15 protein-coding genes, 1 other RNA gene and 2 pseudogenes are annotated in these 17,935 nt (G+C 56.7%); 7 read left to right on the plus strand and 11 right to left on the minus strand.

Features of this window, described 5'->3' with window-relative positions; all coding sequences use genetic code 11:
• Window positions 1-13 precede the first annotated feature (13 nt).
• A complete protein-coding gene (locus ACUIAF_RS03120; protein ID WP_445338978.1) occupies window positions 14-703 on the minus strand; it encodes a lysophospholipid acyltransferase family protein in 690 nt (229 codons plus the stop codon).
• Between the two features lie 48 nt (window positions 704-751).
• On the opposite strand from ACUIAF_RS03120, the gene ACUIAF_RS03125 reads away from it, so the two are divergent.
• Entirely contained in the window at window positions 752-1,297 is a 546-nt protein-coding gene (locus ACUIAF_RS03125) for a hypothetical protein (protein ID WP_015021661.1), read from the plus strand.
• 96 nt (window positions 1,298-1,393) lie between these two features.
• On the opposite strand, the gene trpD is transcribed toward ACUIAF_RS03125, so the two are convergent.
• From trpD to hpf, 4 genes and pseudogenes are all read right to left on the minus strand, one after another.
• A complete protein-coding gene (trpD, locus tag ACUIAF_RS03130) occupies window positions 1,394-2,494 on the minus strand; it encodes an anthranilate phosphoribosyltransferase (RefSeq protein ID WP_445338979.1) in 1,101 nt (366 codons plus the stop codon).
• A gap of 229 nt (window positions 2,495-2,723) precedes the next feature.
• A pseudogene (locus ACUIAF_RS03135) lies at window positions 2,724-2,909 on the minus strand (SEC-C metal-binding domain-containing protein); the annotation flags it as partial.
• A 233-nt stretch (window positions 2,910-3,142) separates the two neighbouring features.
• A pseudogene (gene secA / locus ACUIAF_RS03140) lies at window positions 3,143-5,651 on the minus strand (preprotein translocase subunit SecA); the annotation flags it as partial.
• Window positions 5,652-5,877: 226 nt separating this feature from the next.
• Window positions 5,878-6,552 carry a ribosome hibernation-promoting factor, HPF/YfiA family gene (gene hpf, locus ACUIAF_RS03145; RefSeq protein WP_445338980.1) on the minus strand — a complete coding sequence of 225 codons (675 nt, stop codon included), beginning with the start codon at window positions 6,550-6,552 and terminating at the stop codon, window positions 5,878-5,880.
• A gap of 338 nt (window positions 6,553-6,890) precedes the next feature.
• Here hpf and ACUIAF_RS03150 point away from each other — a divergent pair, with 338 nt between their 5' ends.
• The 6 genes from ACUIAF_RS03150 (at window position 6,891) to rnpB (ending at window position 13,242) form a co-directional block, all read left to right on the plus strand.
• Entirely contained in the window at window positions 6,891-8,402 is a 1,512-nt protein-coding gene (locus ACUIAF_RS03150) for a hypothetical protein (RefSeq protein WP_445338981.1), read from the plus strand.
• Between the two features lie 83 nt (window positions 8,403-8,485).
• Window positions 8,486-9,829, plus strand: a complete 1,344-nt coding sequence (locus ACUIAF_RS03155) for an ABC transporter substrate-binding protein (protein ID WP_445338982.1) — start codon at window positions 8,486-8,488, stop codon at window positions 9,827-9,829.
• A gap of 66 nt (window positions 9,830-9,895) precedes the next feature.
• The gene (locus tag ACUIAF_RS03160; RefSeq protein WP_445338983.1) at window positions 9,896-10,768 is read left to right on the plus strand and encodes a carbohydrate ABC transporter permease; all 873 of its coding nucleotides are present in this window, start codon (window positions 9,896-9,898) and stop codon (window positions 10,766-10,768) included.
• Complete coding sequence (locus tag ACUIAF_RS03165) at window positions 10,765-11,652, plus strand: carbohydrate ABC transporter permease (RefSeq protein WP_445338984.1); 888 nt, start codon at window positions 10,765-10,767, stop codon at window positions 11,650-11,652. The genes ACUIAF_RS03160 and ACUIAF_RS03165 overlap by 4 nt, the downstream gene beginning before the upstream one ends.
• A gap of 134 nt (window positions 11,653-11,786) precedes the next feature.
• Window positions 11,787-12,725, plus strand: coding sequence for a LacI family DNA-binding transcriptional regulator (locus ACUIAF_RS03170; protein ID WP_445338985.1), 939 nt, complete (start codon window positions 11,787-11,789; stop codon window positions 12,723-12,725).
• 140 nt (window positions 12,726-12,865) lie between these two features.
• Window positions 12,866-13,242, plus strand: an RNA gene (rnpB, locus tag ACUIAF_RS03175) — RNase P RNA component class A.
• A 36-nt stretch (window positions 13,243-13,278) separates the two neighbouring features.
• Here the strand turns inward: rnpB and ACUIAF_RS03180 are convergent.
• The 6 genes from ACUIAF_RS03180 to pgsA all read right to left on the minus strand — a co-directional run bounded on the left by ACUIAF_RS03180 (window position 13,279) and on the right by pgsA (window position 17,902).
• A complete protein-coding gene (locus tag ACUIAF_RS03180) occupies window positions 13,279-14,022 on the minus strand; it encodes a regulatory protein RecX (RefSeq protein WP_445338986.1) in 744 nt (247 codons plus the stop codon).
• Between the two features lie 265 nt (window positions 14,023-14,287).
• Window positions 14,288-15,451: a recombinase RecA gene (gene recA, locus ACUIAF_RS03185; RefSeq protein WP_110417036.1), complete on the minus strand. Its 1,164-nt coding sequence runs from the start codon at window positions 15,449-15,451 to the stop codon at window positions 14,288-14,290.
• Between the two features lie 228 nt (window positions 15,452-15,679).
• Window positions 15,680-15,913: a DUF3046 domain-containing protein gene (locus ACUIAF_RS03190; protein WP_015021655.1), complete on the minus strand. Its 234-nt coding sequence runs from the start codon at window positions 15,911-15,913 to the stop codon at window positions 15,680-15,682.
• Between the two features lie 144 nt (window positions 15,914-16,057).
• Window positions 16,058-16,576 carry a helix-turn-helix domain-containing protein gene (locus ACUIAF_RS03195; RefSeq protein WP_015021654.1) on the minus strand — a complete coding sequence of 173 codons (519 nt, stop codon included), beginning with the start codon at window positions 16,574-16,576 and terminating at the stop codon, window positions 16,058-16,060.
• Window positions 16,577-16,730: 154 nt separating this feature from the next.
• Window positions 16,731-17,300: a CinA family protein gene (locus ACUIAF_RS03200; RefSeq protein WP_445338987.1), complete on the minus strand. Its 570-nt coding sequence runs from the start codon at window positions 17,298-17,300 to the stop codon at window positions 16,731-16,733.
• Window positions 17,297-17,902, minus strand: a complete 606-nt coding sequence (gene pgsA / locus ACUIAF_RS03205) for a CDP-diacylglycerol--glycerol-3-phosphate 3-phosphatidyltransferase (RefSeq protein ID WP_445338988.1) — start codon at window positions 17,900-17,902, stop codon at window positions 17,297-17,299. Before pgsA ends, ACUIAF_RS03200 begins: the two co-directional genes overlap by 4 nt.
• Window positions 17,903-17,935 lie beyond the last annotated feature (33 nt).

The following is a 17,935-nucleotide window of genomic DNA, read 5'->3' on the forward strand; positions in this document are numbered from 1 at the left end:
CTGCAGCCAGTCGTCAGTCCAGTTCTTCCCTGCTCTCATGCGCTTTGATGACCTGGGCATACACGTCCACGTAGCGCTGCCCGCTCATCTCCTGGATCTCCTGCATGATCCTGTCGGTCAGGTTGCGGATCTCCTCGTGAGTGAGGCTGTTGACCGGCACGTAGGGCACGGTGATGGGCTTGCCGAAGATGACCTTGGTCCTGCCCTTATGCGGAAGCACATGGCCGGGCTCCTGAAGCTGCCGAGTGCCGATGATGGCGGTGGGCACCACTGTCGTTCCGGTCTCGAAGGCCAGCCGCGCCGCCCCGGTGTGCCCCCGGTAGAGCCTGCCGTCAGGACTGCGCGTGCCCTCCGGATGGATGCCGAAGATGTGCCCGTGCTCAAGGATGGAACGCGCGGTTTCCATGGCTCCCAACGACTTGGAACCGCCCGACCTGTCGACGGGGAAGACTCCGACTGAGCTGAACCACCATTTCTTGAACTTGCCCTTTATTCCCTTGCCGTTGAAGTACTCGGCCTTGCCCATGAAGTGAATCATCCTGGGGCAGGTGATGGGCAGGAGGGCATCGTCGATGACGGCCAAATGGTTGGAGGCGATGATGGCAGCCCCTTGCTTGGGAATGTTCCCCGTACCTTCTACGGTCGGTTTGAACCAGGTACGCGCCAACGGACCGAGCAGTTTGACGAAGAACCAGTACAGCACAGAGACTCCTTGGTAGCGAATGCGTTCGGCCGAGGTTACGATGGTTCTATGACCGAGCACAAGGATAACGACGCCGGGAATCAGTATAACAGCGAGGCGGGAACCGGGTCCTCACAGGGGGACGAGCAGTGGGCGGACTTCCTGAATTCGCACGCTGACGAGCTGGATTCCCTGGAATCGTCCCGGACGGCCAGGGAATTCGAAAAGAAGGCTCGAAAGTCCGAGAAGAAGGCGGCGCTGAAGGCCGAGGACTTGAAGCGAGATGCCTTCGTCGGCGGTTCCGGACCGCGAGATTTCCAGGGCAGAAGCTGGCTGGACACTGACGAGGTCATGGACCAGTCGTCGAATTTTGTGCCGCCCAACCCCGACCTGAGCGACCTGGGCAGAAGGCGGATGGCCTTCATGATCATGACGGTGCTGGGCCTGGTCTGCTTCTTCCTGACCATGTTCATCCCCCGCTGGTCCGGCCTGACCGGCCTGCTGGCGGGTCTGCTCCTGCTGATAGGCATTGCGGGACTGATCATCGACAGGAAGAACTTCCGCGATGATTCAAGCGGGCTCTTCGATGACGACGAACGGCACTACCGGCGATAATGTCGAGAGCCGCCAGAAGTGAACCGTCAAAATAGTCAGGCCCCGTTGGCAGGAATATCAGCCAGCGGGGCCTGAACAGGCTTGACAGCCGCGAACCTAAACCAAGACCGGATGGCGTGTCTGTTCCTCTTGCCGGCAGCGGATCTGTGCTTGCTGGGCTCCTTGAATCCATGCCGCCAGCAGGTCGGCGGCCCTGCCCTGGTCCACAACCTGGGTAGCCAGTTGGTAGGCCTGTGCAAACCGGACGCTCAGATCGTCCTCGGGGCCGGCATCGATCTGCGTGCCGTCAGCCACAATGGCCGACGCCGCGTTGAGCAGGGCCGTGGAACGCGAAGGAACCGACTTTCCAGCCAGGAAGTCCCTGACAACGCTGGCGTTGAAGGCAGGATCGCCGCCACGCAGGTCATTCAAATCCACCGGTTCGATGCCCAACTCGCGAGTCGGATCGAAGGACCGTTCCTCCACTTGACCCTGGTGAATCTCCCAGATGGAGACAGGGCCGGTCGGAGCCATCTCGTCAAGACCTTCAACCGAGGTGTAGACCATGCCCTCCTGGCCGCGTGAGGCATAGACCTTGGCCATCATGGGGCTCAGTTCGCGCTGGGCGCATCCGATGGCCACATTGTGCGGTTTGACCGGGTTGGTCAGCGGCCCAAGAAGGTTGAAGACGGTGGGGATTCCCAACGACGAGCGGACAGGACCTGCAAAACGCATGGCAGGGTGGAAGGTCTTGGCAAAGACGAAGGTGATGCCGTAACGGTCAGCCATGGCAGCCACCTCCTTGGGCGGCAGATCCAGGGGCAGACCCAGCTGTTCCAGACAGTCGGCGGTGCCGCTCTTGCTGGATGCGGCCCTGTTGCCGTGCTTGACGATTCTGACCCCTGCTGCGGCAGCCACGATGGCGCCCATGGTCGACAGGTTGACGGTCGCTGCTCCGTCACCACCGGTGCCGACGATGTCGGTCACGTCACCCCTGACCTTGAGGGGCACCGCATGGCCCACCATGGCCTTGGCAGCCCCTTCGACCTCCGGGCTGGTCAGACCCAGAGTGGACTGCATGGACAGGGCGGCGCCCACTTGCACCGGGTCGGCATTTCCGTCCATCAGATCGTTCATGCACCACTCGGCCTCATCCGCGCTCAGGTGTCGACCGGACACCAAGGAGTTCAGGACGGATTTCCAGCTAAGTGGCCGCATGATGACTCTTTTCCTTTGAAGAAGCGGGGCTGGATGCCCCGCTGTTTGCTCTAGGTTTACTGCCCCGCCCCTCCCCACACAAGGCAATCCCATATTTTGGTCACTTTGCTACCAATATATGAAAAATGGGGATCCAATATATGGAAACGGCCACCGCCCTTGTGAGCGATGACCGTCAATCAAATCAGCAACCCTGCCTAGGCAGGCCTCTGGAGATTACGAATACCTGTTATTTTTTCTCGTTCTGGCCGTGGCACATCTTGTACTTTCGTCCGGAACCGCAGGGGCAGGGGGCGTTGCGGGGCGTGCCCGGGAAGGTGCGACCATCGGCCCAGGGCGAGTGATCCTCTACGGCCTTGGGCCTCTTGCTGGCAGGAACCTTGCCCTCGGCATGGCTGATAGGCGCGGGTCCGACCGGAGCCGGAGCGCTATCGTCAGCGGCATCCTCAGAGGCATCCTTCTCCTCGGAATCCTCCTGTATGCTGCCAGCCGGGGCACCCTCGTCATGCTCCTCGGCCGTCTCATCGATGTCGTTGGTCTCATCCTCTGCATCAGGCTCTTCAGGCGCCTGGTAGCTGACCGGCTCGGACTGGCCCTCCTCGTTCTCCTTACGCTCCTCGCGGGCCCGCCGCTCGTTCTCCTGGCTGGCCGCGATCTGCTTGAGGTCCACGTTGAAGAGCAGCTGCACGGTCTGCTCCTTGATGGCGTCGATCATGGAGTTGTACATCTGGTAGCCCTCGCGCTGGTACTCGACCAGGGGGTCACGCTGGCCCATGCCACGCAGGCCGATGCCGTCCTTCAGGTAGTCCATCTCGTAGAGGTGCTCACGCCACTTGCTGTCCAGGACGGAGAGGACCACCTGGCGCTCCAGCTGCCTGGAACCCTTCTCGCCCAGCTCATCCTCACGCTCCTGGTAGATGGAATCGGCATCCTCCACCAGCTTGTCCGCCAGGGCCTTGACGGCCTTGTCGCCTTTCAGGCCCTCCAGGGAGTCCATGGTCTCATCCTGGTCAAGGCTGACCGGGTAGACGGAGGCCAGCGCCTTCCAGAGTTCGTCGGCATCCCAGTCCTCGGGCTTGTCCGAGCCCTTTTGCGCACCCCGGATGTATGAGGTGATGGTCTCGCTGATGAAGCGGAGGATGTCCTTGTGGATGTCCTCGCCCTTGAGCACCGCCTGACGCTCGCCATAGATGACCTGACGCTGCTTGTTCATCACGTCGTCGTACTTCAACACGTTCTTGCGGATCTCGTAGTTGCGGGATTCGACGGACTTCTGTGCGCTGCGCACGCCCTTGGTGACGGTCTTGGACTCGATGGGCTCCCCCTCCGGCATGCTCTTGGAGGACATCATCCGAGCCACCAACTGAGAGTTGAACAGGCGCATCAGGTCGTCTTCCAGGCTCAGGTAGAACCTGGACTCGCCGGGATCGCCCTGACGGCCCGAACGGCCGCGCAGCTGGTTGTCGATACGGCGGGACTCGTGCCGCTCGGTTCCCAGCACATAGAGGCCACCCAGCTTGACGACCTCCTCATGCTCGTCCTTGACCTGCTCCTTGACGGAGTCCAGCATCTTAGGCCAGCGCCTCTCATACTCCTCCGGAGTGTCGTCGGAGGAGAAGCCCTGCTCCTTGAGCTTCTGATCGGCAAGGAACTCCACGTTTCCGCCCAGCATGATGTCGGTGCCACGCCCTGCCATGTTGGTGGCCACGGTCACAGCCCCCTTGCGCCCTGCCACGGCCACGACCGCAGCCTCGCGTGCATGCTGCTTGGCGTTGAGGACCTGGTGGTCGATGCCGGCCACGTCCAGCAGGGAGGAGACCACCTCGGAAGATTCCACAGAGGCGGTGCCCAACAGGATGGGCTGGCCCTTGGCATGCCGCTTGGCCACATCGCGGACGATGGCGGTCAGCTTCTCCTTCTTGGTGCGGTAGATCAGGTCCGGCTGGTCCTTGCGGATCATGGGCTTGTTGGTGGGGATGGGCAGCACGCCCAGCTTGTAGGTGTTCATGAACTCGGCGGCCTCGGTCTCGGCCGTTCCGGTCATGCCCGCCAGCTTGTCGTACATGCGGAAGTAGTTCTGCAGGGTGATGGTGGCGAAGGTCTGGTTCTCGGCCTTGACCTCCACGCCCTCCTTGGCCTCGATGGCCTGGTGGAGGCCCTCGTTGTAACGGCGGCCCTTGAGCAGACGGCCGGTGTGCTCGTCCACAATCAGGACCTCGCCGTTCTGGACCACGTAGTCGCGGTCACGCAGGAAGAGCTCCTTGGCCTTGATGGCATTGTTCAGGTACCCGATCAGGGCGGTGTTGGTGGGCTCGTAGAGGTTGTCGATGCCCAGGTAGTCCTCCACCTTGGTGATGCCGGGATCCAGGATGCCGACGACCTTCTTCTTCTCGTCGACCTCGTAGTCCTCATCCCTGGTGAGCTTGGGAACCAGCTTGGCGAACTGCCGGTACCATCGGGTCACATCGCCCTCGGCAGGTCCCGAGATGATCAGAGGAGTTCGCGCCTCGTCGATTAGGATGGAGTCCACCTCGTCCACGATGGCGAAATGGTGACCACGCTGAACCAGCTCGTCCTTGTCCCAGGCCATGTTGTCGCGCAGGTAGTCGAAGCCGAATTCATTGTTGGTACCATAGGTGATGTCCGCCTGATACTGCTTCCGGCGCTCGGCGGGACGCTGGTCGGTGATGATGCATCCCACGCTCATACCCAGGAAACGGAAGATGCGCCCCATGAGCTCGCTCTGGTAGGAGGCCAGGTAATCGTTGACCGTGACCACGTGCACGCCCTTGCCCTCCAGGGCATTCAGATAGCTGGGCAGGGTGGCCACCAGGGTCTTGCCCTCGCCGGTCTTCATCTCTGCGATGTTGCCCCAGTGCAGGGCCGCTCCGCCCATCAGCTGGACGTCGAAATGCCGTTGGCCCAGTGTGCGCTTGGAAACCTCGCGAACCGTGGCGAAGGCTTCGGGCATCAGGGAATCGAGGGATTCGCCGTTCTCCAGTCGCTGCTTGAACTTAGGCGTCTGCGCCTTGAGCTCCTCGTCGCTCATGGCCGAGATCTGATCCTCGAAGGCGTTGGTCGCCTTGGCCACCCCCTGAAGCTTGCGAATCTGACGACCCTCGCCCATACGGAGGACCTTGTCCAAGACTGCTACCACGTTGCGCTCCCTACCGTTCTTTTATGGCCTTCGCACGCCCTCAGCTGACGTAGGCCCAGACCCTGATTATCTTACGCGAATGCACCGATTTTCTCGGAACCTATGGTTACGCAAACCCGGCTGCGACCTTGGCAACCGGACCGGGCATTGAAGAAAGGCGATCCTCCGGAGGTCTAGCCAACCTGCCGCCGGGGAATCGCCCCACTGTTCAATTTCCGTTTTGCTCTTACTTCTTCTGGCCTACATGCTCAGGCGTATCGATTTCGAAGACACCGTAGCTCCAACCGTGCCGACGGTAGACCACCGACGGCCGCCGGGTCTCCTTGTTGACGAAGAGGAAGAAGTCGTGGCCGATCAGCTCCATCTCGTAGAGGGCCTCGTCGATGCTCATGGGCTCGGCGATGTGCAGCTTGCGGCGGATGACGATGGGGGTGTCTCCCACCTGCACCTCGACCGACTGACCCGGTGCCAGGTCCGAGGCGACGGCGCTCTGGGCACTGTTGTCGGAGTTGGACTTCTGGCCCTGATCTCCCTGATCGCCTGCCTGGTCATCAACGGGCAGCTCGACGGGCAGCGGCGGATGCTCCAGTCCGCGGCGATGGTCCTTGCGGCGGTCACGGACCCGGCGCAGACGCTGGGTCAGCTTGTCCAAGGCCATGTCCAGCGCGCTGAACTCGTCAGCGCTGGAAGCCTCGGCGCGAATCACGGTCTTGCCGGCCTGGACCGTGAGCTCCACCCTCTTGGCGCTGTCAGCCTGGCGGGGATTGCCTTCATGTGTCAGAACGACCTGGATGCGCTGGGCATCGGGGGCGATGGCCGTCACCCTGTTCATCTTGCTGTCCACAACGTCGCGGAACCGCTGCTTGATTTGGGTATGTCGACCGGTAATGACGATCTCCATGGGAATCTCCTTGCACTTGTGAGCGGACAAACCGCTGGTGCGATGGCGGACTTAGTCACCATCGACTGTGCTTTCGATTTTAGCCGAAAGCCGATGGGTTTGACACTGACTCAAGGGACTTCTCGCTTCAAGCTTGCTAGATCAACAAACACACCGCATGCGTTGCACCTCCTCGGAACCATACCCAACGAAAATTGACTGGTTACCAATTTCCATGCTGGGCACATTTCTCGATCCTTTCCAATTAAGAATGAAAAATATAATAATTGAAACGTTTGAACAAACACTTTAGAATCCAAAAATCGCTTATTTTGACAATCTGGATATAAGTCAATAGAATGCAGAATACAGTTTGTTCAAACGTTCGAACAACTCATATTGTGATTATTGCTGCTGAAACGACGGGGTTCTCAATGAGTAGACAAATCTTCTATCAGCCGGACCAGGGATGGGTCGGTGATGTTATACCTTTCACTCGCGATGGCGAAATCATGCTCTTCTACCTCGATGAGCAGCGTAAGGGTTCCCAAGTAGGAATGGGCTGGCGACTGGTCGGCACAAGAGATCTACAAAACTACCGCGACTATGGCCTTGCTTTACATAACGGATCAAATGAAGACAAGGATTTTAACGCCTACACCGGCAGCGTCGTAGAAGACACAGACGGCACCACCCACCTCTTCTATACCGGAGTCAATCCCGGAATCAGGAATCAGCGAAACCAGCCCATTCAATGGGTGATGCATGCTATAAGCAACGGTTCCCTCACCGACTGGGACAAGATTCCTGCGGATGCATTCTGTGCCACTGAAGGGTACGACACATCAGACTGGAGAGATCCGTTCGTCTTCTTCAACGAGTCCGATCAGCTGTGGCATATGCTGATAGCCGCTCGCCATGAATCTGGGCCATCTCGAAGACGGGGTTTAATTGCCCAATGCGTTTCTGAAGATCTACACACATGGCGTGCCATTGAACCAATTTGGGCACCTGACCGGTTCATCACCCACGAGTGCCCGGACCTTTTCCGGTGGGGAGAATGGTGGTATCTGGTATATTCAGAATTTTCAGAACGTTTCTGCACACGTTACCGTATAGCCCGATCTCTTCAGGGGCCATGGCTGGATCCGCCCGATTCGGACAGCATTGATGCGCGTGCTTTCTATGCCGCAAAAAGCGTGGAATGGCATAACAGACGATTTTTCTTCGGATGGATTCCAACACGCGAAGGCAACAGGGATGATGGCGCTTGGCAATGGGCGGGATCCATGTCAGTGCTTGAAGCAATACAAAAGAAGAATGGATCCTTATCATTCCGCATTCCCCATGAAATTAAGGAGTTATTTGATTCCCCCCTATCCATGGTTAAATTCGAACCCGACATGAATCTGAAAAGAGATGACGGCATGTGGGTCACAATGAGTTCAGATGAGCTTCCTTCTACATGCTTGGTGCACATTGAATTCATCCTTCACGAACATCAACCCGACAATCTCGCTTTTCTGATCAGAAGCTCTGCGGATGGGGACCAAGCATATTCACTCCGGTTAGAACCTGCTTACTCAAGGCTGGTCTTAGATCACTGGCCCAGACCAACTACAGGAAGGGAGCAGTGGCAGATATCGGGCGACATCCCCCATTTCATTGATTCAGAACGTCCTTGTGATCTGTCCTCAGGCAAACATGACATTGACATCCTTTTGGATAAGGACATCTGCCTGTGCAACGTTGACGGGAGCACTACACTCCATTCACGCTTGGAAAATCCCATGGGCGACTATTTTGGCATTTCTGTGACAGATGGGGAAGCAACAATCACATCAGCCAAAATATCCAGAGTCCGGCAATGAAACAAGCAAAGAAAAATTAGAAGAACAAATCTGTCAACAAAATGACAACCAACCCATACAAATAATCAAAGGAGATTACCAGGATGAGGAAAAATAAATGTGCTGCCATCGCAGCAACACTGGCCGCATTATTGTTAGCAGCAGGGTGCGGTAGTGGCGGAGCAGCCAATAAGGCCGAAAGCGTCAACCCTCAGGGCGAAATCAAGCCCCGCGAAATTTCATGGCTACTGTCCAGACCAGCTGACGGAGGAGTCATCAAGGCCATGAAGCAAATTTCTCAAGACTACGCCAAAGAACACCCTGGGTTTTCGCTAAAGCTGATTACGACACCCGATCGGCCATCTTACATTCAAAAGTTAGAGACACTGGCCGCCGCGAATAAACTCCCGGACCTTTTCGATATCGATGCCACGCCTTTTGCGCAAAAACTAGCCAAAAAGGGAAGCATGGTCAATGTTGAAAAGATGCTGAAGGATATGAAAATCTATGACAACTACCGAACGTCTGCTCTTGACTATCAGCGCTTTGATAACGGTAGTCTGTATATGGTTCCCTTTGAATCTCAGATCGAGGTTTTCTTCTACAATAAAGCCTTATTCAAGAAAGCCGGCATCAGCGTCCCGAAGACACTTGACGACTTTCCTGCCATGTGCACAGCTTTACGGAAAAGCGGCAGTACGCCGATTGCCTTGAACGGTAAGGACATGTGGCCGTTGGAACGTTACATGGCTTTTTACCCCTTTAGAACATCTGGAAATGAGTTTATTAAAAACCTCAAAAAGGGTAATGCGAAACTCTCTGATGCTGAAGGGCGCAAAGCAGTAGAATGGCTGGCCGATCTGGGAAAATCACAATGCTTCCAGCAAGGATTCTCATCAACTGAATACGCCGATGCTCAGGCGCTTTTCACCTCCGGTAAAGCAGCCGTCTACAACGACGGGAGCTGGGACCTACCTGCCTTGGCCACATCGAAGCTGAACCCAGAGGTTCGAGACGATGTCGATTATTTCCTATTGCCCACAACGCCCGATGCCAAAACCACGGAGAATGAGTACGCCGCTCCATCGGGAATAGGAATGGCAATCAACGCCAGGACCTATGATCCGCTAGTTCACGATTTCATCAAGTATTCTTTAACAAAGTATTCTAAGATTTATGCGGATACCGGACAGATCACTCCGATGAAATCAAGTTCTGCGAAGATACCGTCCGACGCTACGCCGCTATACAAACGCAACTTCGATGATGCGGATAAGGTCGGCAAAGTAACTCTCATGCCTTGGGAACACAGCTCGACTCGACTTCAAATACGCGCTTGCAACAAGAATTGCCCCTCTTGGTCCAGGGCGATATCAGCGTGGATAAGTTTATCAGCACCATGGATAAAGTCATTCAAGAAAATGGACCTAAAGCTTTCAAAGATTTGAACTGATATTTGACGAACTTCGGGCAGGACTCTCTATCTGAGCCCTGTCCGTTTAAAAGGACCAACCATGCTTCCATACAGATCCAAGAAATCAGTGTTGATTTTTATCCTTCCTCCCCTGCTCCTATACGGAGCGGGCGTACTTTCGCCAGTCATCCAATCCCTGATCATCAGTTTCTTTGATTGGGATGGCATCTCTGACATGAAATTCACCGGACTTGCCAATTACATAAAAATGCTGACTGGAGATTCAGTCTTCTGGCAGTCCTTTGTCAACTCTATGATCTACCTACTAATTTGCCTGGTTCTTCAGCTAGGAGGTGCCCTCCTCGTAGCCACATTGCTCACAGGAATGACTAAAGGTCGGAATTTGGTCAAAACCTTGTATCTCCTGCCTGCAGTGATTTCAACAGTAGCCATTTCATTTCTTTTCCAGAAAATCTACTCTGTTGATCCCAATGGACTTCTCAATCAGGCCTTGGATGCCATAGGACTTCATTCTTGGACTCATGCCTGGTTATCAGATCCGCACACCGTTCTTGCGGCTGTCTCCATACCTGAAGGATGGCGGTTTAGCGGTCTCTACATGTTGATTATCTACGCGGCATTCATGTCGGTCCCATCTGAAATAGAAGAGGCAGCAAGGTTGGATGGCACTAATGGCTGGCAACTTTTCACCAAGATTCGTTTCCCCTACATAAGACCGGTATGGATTACCACAGTGGTCATGGCAGTCACGTATGGTCTGCGAGGATTCGATATTCCATATCTGCTGACCAATGGGCGCTACGGGCAACTCGTAACGACTTATATGTATCGAACAGCCTTCTCAAATACTAATTACGGCTATGCCAGCGCCATTTCGGTGTTCATCGTTATCGAGTGCCTGATAGCAGTTGCTTTGATATTCAAGGTCATTTTTAGAAAGGAAGAAGCATGAGTACAACAAGTATGTTGACTCCGGGTGAACAGAAAAAACCCTCTGCTCTTCGAAGCAAGCTGAACTTCCATACTGTTTTGAACAGGGTGTTCATAATCCTGATTGTAATCATCCAGGTTTATCCGCTACTCTGGCTCTTCATCACCAGTCTAAGAACCGAACATGACTTTGCATCAGGCAATGCTTTCGGAATACCTCACAGCTTCACGTTGGAGAATTATTCGAGAGCATTTCAAGCCGGCAACCTTGGCCAGTATATTGTCAACAGCCTCATCGTGACATTTGGGGCCGACCTATTGATTGTGATTATGGGCATGATGGCCGCTTATGCTATCGAAGTACTAGGTTTTAAGTGGAGCAAAATAATTCGTATGGTGTTCTTGCTGGGCATGATCGTCCCCACTCAGATCGCACTAGTCCCTCTTTTTATCGACTACTCTCAAATCAACCTTCTCGATACGCGTTTGTCGATGATCATTCCCCTGGCAGGTTTTTCCGTACCTATGTCAGTTTTCCTATTCAGCTCTTTTTATCACTACATTCCTCAAGAGAACTATGAAGCGGCATCCTTGGATGGTGCCGGCCCGTACCGCATCTTTTGGGAAATAACAATGCCCCTTTCCCTGAATACTGTCGTAACCGTAGTGCTGGTTAATAGCATTTTTATATGGAATGAATTTATCTTCGGTAATACCTTCATCCTTACAGACGGGTTGAAGACCATTCCCCTTGGGCTGCAAAACTACATTGGAGCCATGGGCAACACCGATTGGACAGCAACATTCGCTGCCGTATGCGTGACTATTACCCCTCTGATGTTGGTCTTTCTTATACTGAATAAGGCAATGATACAGGGCATTGAAGGCGGGGCTTCAAAGGGATGAACCAACATAAACCTACCAAGGCAAAAGAACAAGGGGGCAATAAACCCCGTTCCATCAGCAATGACAGCAAACCAGTGACCCTCAAGGACGTAGCGCAAAGGGCGCACACGTCAGTTTCTACAGTTTCTCTAGTGATGAACAACAAGAAAGTCTCCCGGATCAGTCCAGAGGTTCGGGAGAAAGTCATGGAATCAATACACGCATTAGGTTATCGGCCTAATGCCATGGCTCAAAATTTAGTGCGTGGATACTCGCAATTCATAGGGTTGGTTACCGATTCCATTGCCACCACCCCCTTTGCTGGGCAAATTATCCATGGAGCGCAGAATGCAGCATGGGAACAAGGATATGTTCTTTTGATTGCCAACACCGAGGGCAACCAAAGCCTTGAAGATGAAGCCATACGGATGTTTCTACGGTATAAGGTCAGGGGGATTGCCTTTTCGACCTGGTATCACCATCCAATCGAAGTACCGAAGTCACTCGATAATGTACGAACCGTCCTAGTGAACTGTTTTGGGAACAGGAAAAATTCACCGTTGGCAATTGTGCCAGACGAAATTCAAGGAGGTCGAACAGCAACACAACTGTTGCTAGAACGAGGACATACAAAAATTGCCTTCGTCAATACCCGAGCCGATTCTCCGGCTAAGACCGGCCGGTTAGAAGGATACAAACAAGCCCTAAAAGAGTCTGGCATCACTTTTGATCCATCTTTGACCTTTGAAGTGGAACCCAACCAGGAAGGAGGCCGAAGCGTTGCAAGGCGAGTAAAAGATAGCGGAGCAACAGGAGTTTTTTGTCACAACGATCGAGTAGCTATGGGTCTGTACGACGAACTCCAGCGCGGAGGATCCCGCATACCTGATGACATTTCCATCGTAGGTTTTGACGATCAAGAGATAATCTCAGCCCATCTCGCACCACCGCTAACCACCGTCGCCCTTCCCCATTACCAACTAGGCTATGAGGGAGTGAAAGCCATACTCAATGAAGATGCCCCTACGAGCGGTAAACAGCTCGTAGTCTGTCCGCCTGTCATGAGAGCATCCGTGGCTACCAACTGGCAATGAAGTATTGATTCCCAGAAGTCGTTAAACATCCGTCTGATTCCTGTAATTGCAAAAATGTAAAAATCGGTTTGTGTCCGTAAAGAATTGACTATGATGTTGTAATTTTTTCAAGGTCCTTGCGAATCTCTATCATTCTAGACGAGACCTCTCGGATGGCCGCGGCCCCTCCTCCTGGGAAGGGCTGAGGAACTTCCGGGCTCCACAGAGCACGATGGCGGATAACGTCCGCCCAGGGCGACCTGAGAGATAGCGCAACAGAGAACAGACCGCTCGCCTGGTAAAGGCGGGCAAGGGTGAAACGGCGGTGTAAGAGACCACCGGGTCGACGGTAACGCCGACCGCATGGCAAGCCTCATCGGGAGCAAGGCCAAGCAGAAGGCATTCAGGGGCTGCTCGTCCCGCCTTCGGGTAGGCCGCTAGAGCCTGGCGGCAACGTCAGGTCGAGATGGATGGCCATCCGTCGTCCGGATTTTATCCGGTCGATGACAGAACCCGGGGTATATGAGAGGTCTCATCTTATCTTTTACTGTGTGATGCCTTGTCAGCAATCAGCTCATTCGAGAGGGTCATCAGGGACGAAAAGGTCTGCTGCCACCTGGTTGAGGAGGCCGGGACTATGGCCCTTACGGGATCCAGCACTCCAGAATCGCCGTTTGCGCACCTTAAGCTCAAGTCCGGCTGTCTTGCGGGCCACCTTGCGACCGAGCTCGTAGGCGGAGTCAACAAAAAGCCCATCGCGAGAGGCCTGGGCCACCACCTGCGCAGCCAACCCTGGATCCAGACCCTTGCGGGTCATCTCCGAGAGTACGCCCCGCTCCCCCATGGTGCGATGCAGACAGGAACGCAGCAGATCCTGTGCGTAGGCCTGATCATCCACCAGGCCCAGCCTGGTCAGCCGATCAATCACCTGATCGACCACGTTCGCATCAAACCCCTTGTCGACCAGGCGACGGGCCAGAGCCCCACTCGAACGGGCCGCTGCATCCAGCAGGGTCAGGGCAGCCTCTCTGCAAGCATCCGAATCATCGGCATCCGCTCGCTGAGCTGCAGGCGCGGAACCGCCACCAAAGCCGCCAGCACGGGGGCGACGGCCACTACGGCGGGCCCTTCTACCAGAACCTCGGACGGAACGGGGACCACGGGAATGGCGGCTAGCCAGGAATTCATCACCCTTATCAGCATTTGCAGCACTGTCAATATTATCCAGACTGCCTCCGAACTGGGCACCATGCCCCAGACCCAGGGCAGCGACCTGCACTGAGCGACTGTCTTCCCGGTAGCTGTCATCCGGCTGCACAGAAGCATCACCAGCACCTGCGATGGGCAAGGGATTTGATGCGTGTGGGGAGTCTAAGGCAGACCGCGAATCAGTAGCGGAATCTAGGACCGTTCCAATACCAGTCATACCTGCTGAACCTGCTGGACCAACCGAACCTGCAGAATCTGCTTGTAACCGACCCGACCGAGAATCCCCCGACTCTATGCTGGAATCGGCAGAATCCTCGGTCTGCGCCAGTCGGACAGGATTTTCCTTGAGGAAGTCCTCGGCCGAAATCATCGGGTCATGCAGCCTGAGCCGTAGGCACGGTGCTATTGACATCGACCGGGGTCGAGTCGTCTTCCTTGCCACCTTGGTCGGCATCAGCCTGATCAGCATGATCGGCCTTGTCGTCCTCGGAAGGGGCGGGAATAAGGCCGAAGGCAACCTTGACCTTATCCTCGATCTCCTTGGTCAGGCCGGGGTTGTCCTTGAGGAACTGACGGACGTTCTCCCTGCCCTGACCCAGCTGATCGCCCTCGTAGGTGAACCAGGAGCCCGACTTCTTGACGATGTTGGTCTGCAGGGCCATGTCCAGAACCGAACCCTCCTTGGAGATGCCCTCCCCGTAGAGGATGTCGAATTCGGCCACCTTGAAGGGCGGGGCCATCTTGTTCTTGACCACCTTGACCTTGGTGCGGTTGCCCACCGCCTCGTCGCCGTTCTTCAGGGTCTGGATGCGGCGGATGTCCAAACGGACCGAGGCATAGAACTTCAGGGCCTTGCCGCCGGTGGTGGTCTCCGGGCTGCCGAAGAAGACACCGATCTTCTCTCTGAGCTGGTTGATGAAGATGGCCGTGGTGTTGGCCTGGGACAGGGCACCGGTCATCTTGCGCAGGGCCTGGCTCATCAGACGGGCCTGCAGGCCCACGTGGCTGTCGCCCATGTCGCCCTCGATCTCTGCCTTGGGCACCAGGGCGGCCACCGAGTCAATGACGATGACATCCAGGGCGCCCGACCGGATCAGCATGTCGGCGATTTCCAGCGCCTGCTCGCCGTTGTCCGGCTGGGAGACAATCAGAGAGTCCGTGTCCACGCCCAGCTTCTTGGCATACTCAGGATCCAGAGCATGCTCGGCATCGATGAAGGCAGCCACTCCACCGCCGGCCTGTGCATTGGCCACCGCGTGCAGGGCCAGGGTGGTCTTGCCCGAGGATTCCGGACCGTATATCTCGACGATGCGACCGCGAGGCAGTCCACCGATGCCCAGTGCCATATCCAAGGCCAGGGACCCGGTGGGAATGACCTCCACATCCTGGGCAGGCTTGTCGCCCAGGCGCATGGCCGAACCCTTGCCGAAGCTCTTCTCCACCTGCGCGAGGGCCGTGTTCAAGGCTGCCTGGCGACGGGGATCGATCCCGCCCTCCTCTTCCTTCTTCGCCTTGCCACTGTTGCTCTGACGTGCCATATGGCTCTCCTTCTTCGTAACCGACCTCACGATGACGACATCCTGATTGACAACCTCACGATTGACAGCCTATCCGCCGTCGGAACCCGTCTGCGGTCCCGGCGCCCGATGTGGTCGAACGTGCCGGTGGTCACCGGACCATGGGTATCAGTATACCCGACCATGCGAACAAATGTTCGAAAATCGCTTGGAATGGGAAATAAATTCGCGGAGGATAAAACCCGCCGATCAGGCTGCCGGCATGGGCGGCGCATTGTGGTCCTTCCCCCAGCGACGGGAGTCGGGAATCTCCATCTGATCGCAGAGTACATTCCAGACCACGCGCGGCTCCACGCCCGCATCCAGAGCCTCTATTACGGTCATGGCATCCAGGGCGGTCAGCCTTTGGTCACGGGCCAGACTACGTCCGTAGACCCGGCCGAAGACCTCCTCCAGCAGCTGCCAGAATTCCCTTTCACGCACCCGACATCACCTTTCGTCCAAGACCCACCCTGTCACACCCCTTCTACGGTGGCAACTGAAAGTCAGCAGAAGAGGGCGCCTGTTCCTCAGAACCGGACGCCCTCAAGAACGGCCCGCCGAATCAATCGTCTGGACCTGACATGCTTACTCCTGGGTGGACTCCAGGTAATCCGCCACCATCCGCAGGGTCTGCGGCACACCAAGGCCCAGCGCGTCGGCGATGGAGCTCAGCAGTTCGGAGCTGGCCTCCTTCTGGCCGCGTTCCACCTCGGACAGGTAGCCCAGGGACACGCCCGCCTTCTCGCTGACCTCGCGCAGGGTCTTATGATCATTGGTCCTCAACTCACGCAGCACGTGGCCAAGGGCCTCGCGCAGGGAGACGGTGTGGGTGACGGCCCGGCCGTCGTTGGTGGAGGCTGCCCGCTGACGGCTGGCTTCCATGCCGTCCTCCTCCATCCACATCTTGTTCAGGTTGGCCTGGCGCTCCTCCTTGGCCTTCTTGGCGGCCTTGGCCCGGATCACCTGCTGTTGGGCGAAGACGACGGCACGACGTTGGGCGGGAGTCAGGTCACGAACCCGCGCGTTGCGCTCCACTCCGGGTACGGCCGGCTTGACATCATAGGTATCGTTGGTTCGAGTCATCACGGTCTCGGTGCTGGCCATAGCAGCCCCTTTCGCCATTATCGTGTTCAACTTCTTACACAGTGACCAACAGACGAGCCCGTAAATTATTCCAGGGGAGGAACCTGAAAGGCCTGCTTTGTGACCAAGGTCACGTATGCACAAGGTCCGGTATCGGCTTGTGAACATCAGGCCGTCAGCCGCGCGAGTGCAGGGCCCGATCCAGCTGGTCCAGAACCCGCATGACCGTGCCCCGGCGCACCTGTTCGCGGTCGCCATCCAGGTGCAGCTCGTAGGCATAGGTCCGGTAGGCATGGGACTGAAGGCCGGTCTCTATACGTCGACCCATCATCCGAACAGGCAGGGCCAGACCGATGTAAACCAGCCCGGCAGGATCATCCCCGTCAGGGCCCGGCCCGGCCACGCCTGTAGTGGCCATACCTATGACCGTGTCCTCATGCCCCGGCCTGGTGTAGAGCCTGGCCGTGCCCTCGGCCATCTCCTGAGCGACACGGGGATGGACTGCGCCCTGGGTGGCCAGCAAATCCTGATCCACCTTGAGGATGGCGGCCTTGGCGGCAATGTCGTAGGTGACGGCCGACCCAAGGAAAACGTCTGACGCCCCGGGAATCCTGACGAAGGCATCGGCCAGCAGTCCCCCGGTCAGCGATTCGGCAGCGGCCAGCAGCAGGCCCGAATCGCGGCAGGTGTCGATGATGCGCCCAGCCAGGTCGTCGCAACGACCCTGTACGCTCTTGCCGATCATCGCCGCATCCCTATCACGTATTCCGCGCCCGAGTAGAGGCAGAGGGCCAGGGCCACCAGGATGACCGCACGGGTGGCCACCAGGTACCAGGGCCAGACCGGCGACAGGGGCACCATGAGCATGCCCAGGCCGATGCATTCGAACAGGGTTTTGTACTTGCCTGCCCGGGAGGCGGCGATGACCCGTCCCTGCTTGTTGATGACCAGGACCCGCAGCAGGGTGATGCCCAGTTCCCTCACCAGGAAGAGCACGGTGACCCACCACCAGAGCTCACCAAAGACGGATGCCACAATCAGCGCCGAGCAGATCAGCAGCTTGTCGGCAATGGGATCCATGAGTTTGCCCAGCTCGGTCACCTGGTTGTACCGGCGGGCCAGCCACCCGTCCAGCTTGTCGGTCGAAGCGGCGAGGATGAAGAGCACGGCGGCGGTCCACCGCATGCCAGGCCTGCGCTCGCCCCAGGGACCGGCCATCAGATCCAGGACGATGAAGACCAGGACCAGGAGGATACGGGTGTAGGTGACCAGGTTTGGGGGTGAATTCCATCCTTCGAGAAGCCTGCGCCTCTCACGACCGGTCTCTGACTCGGCATGCTCCTGCATTGCCACTCCTTATACGCGATACTCGTGCGCTCG

It is taken from the genome of Bifidobacterium sp. ESL0822, from assembly GCF_052606675.1.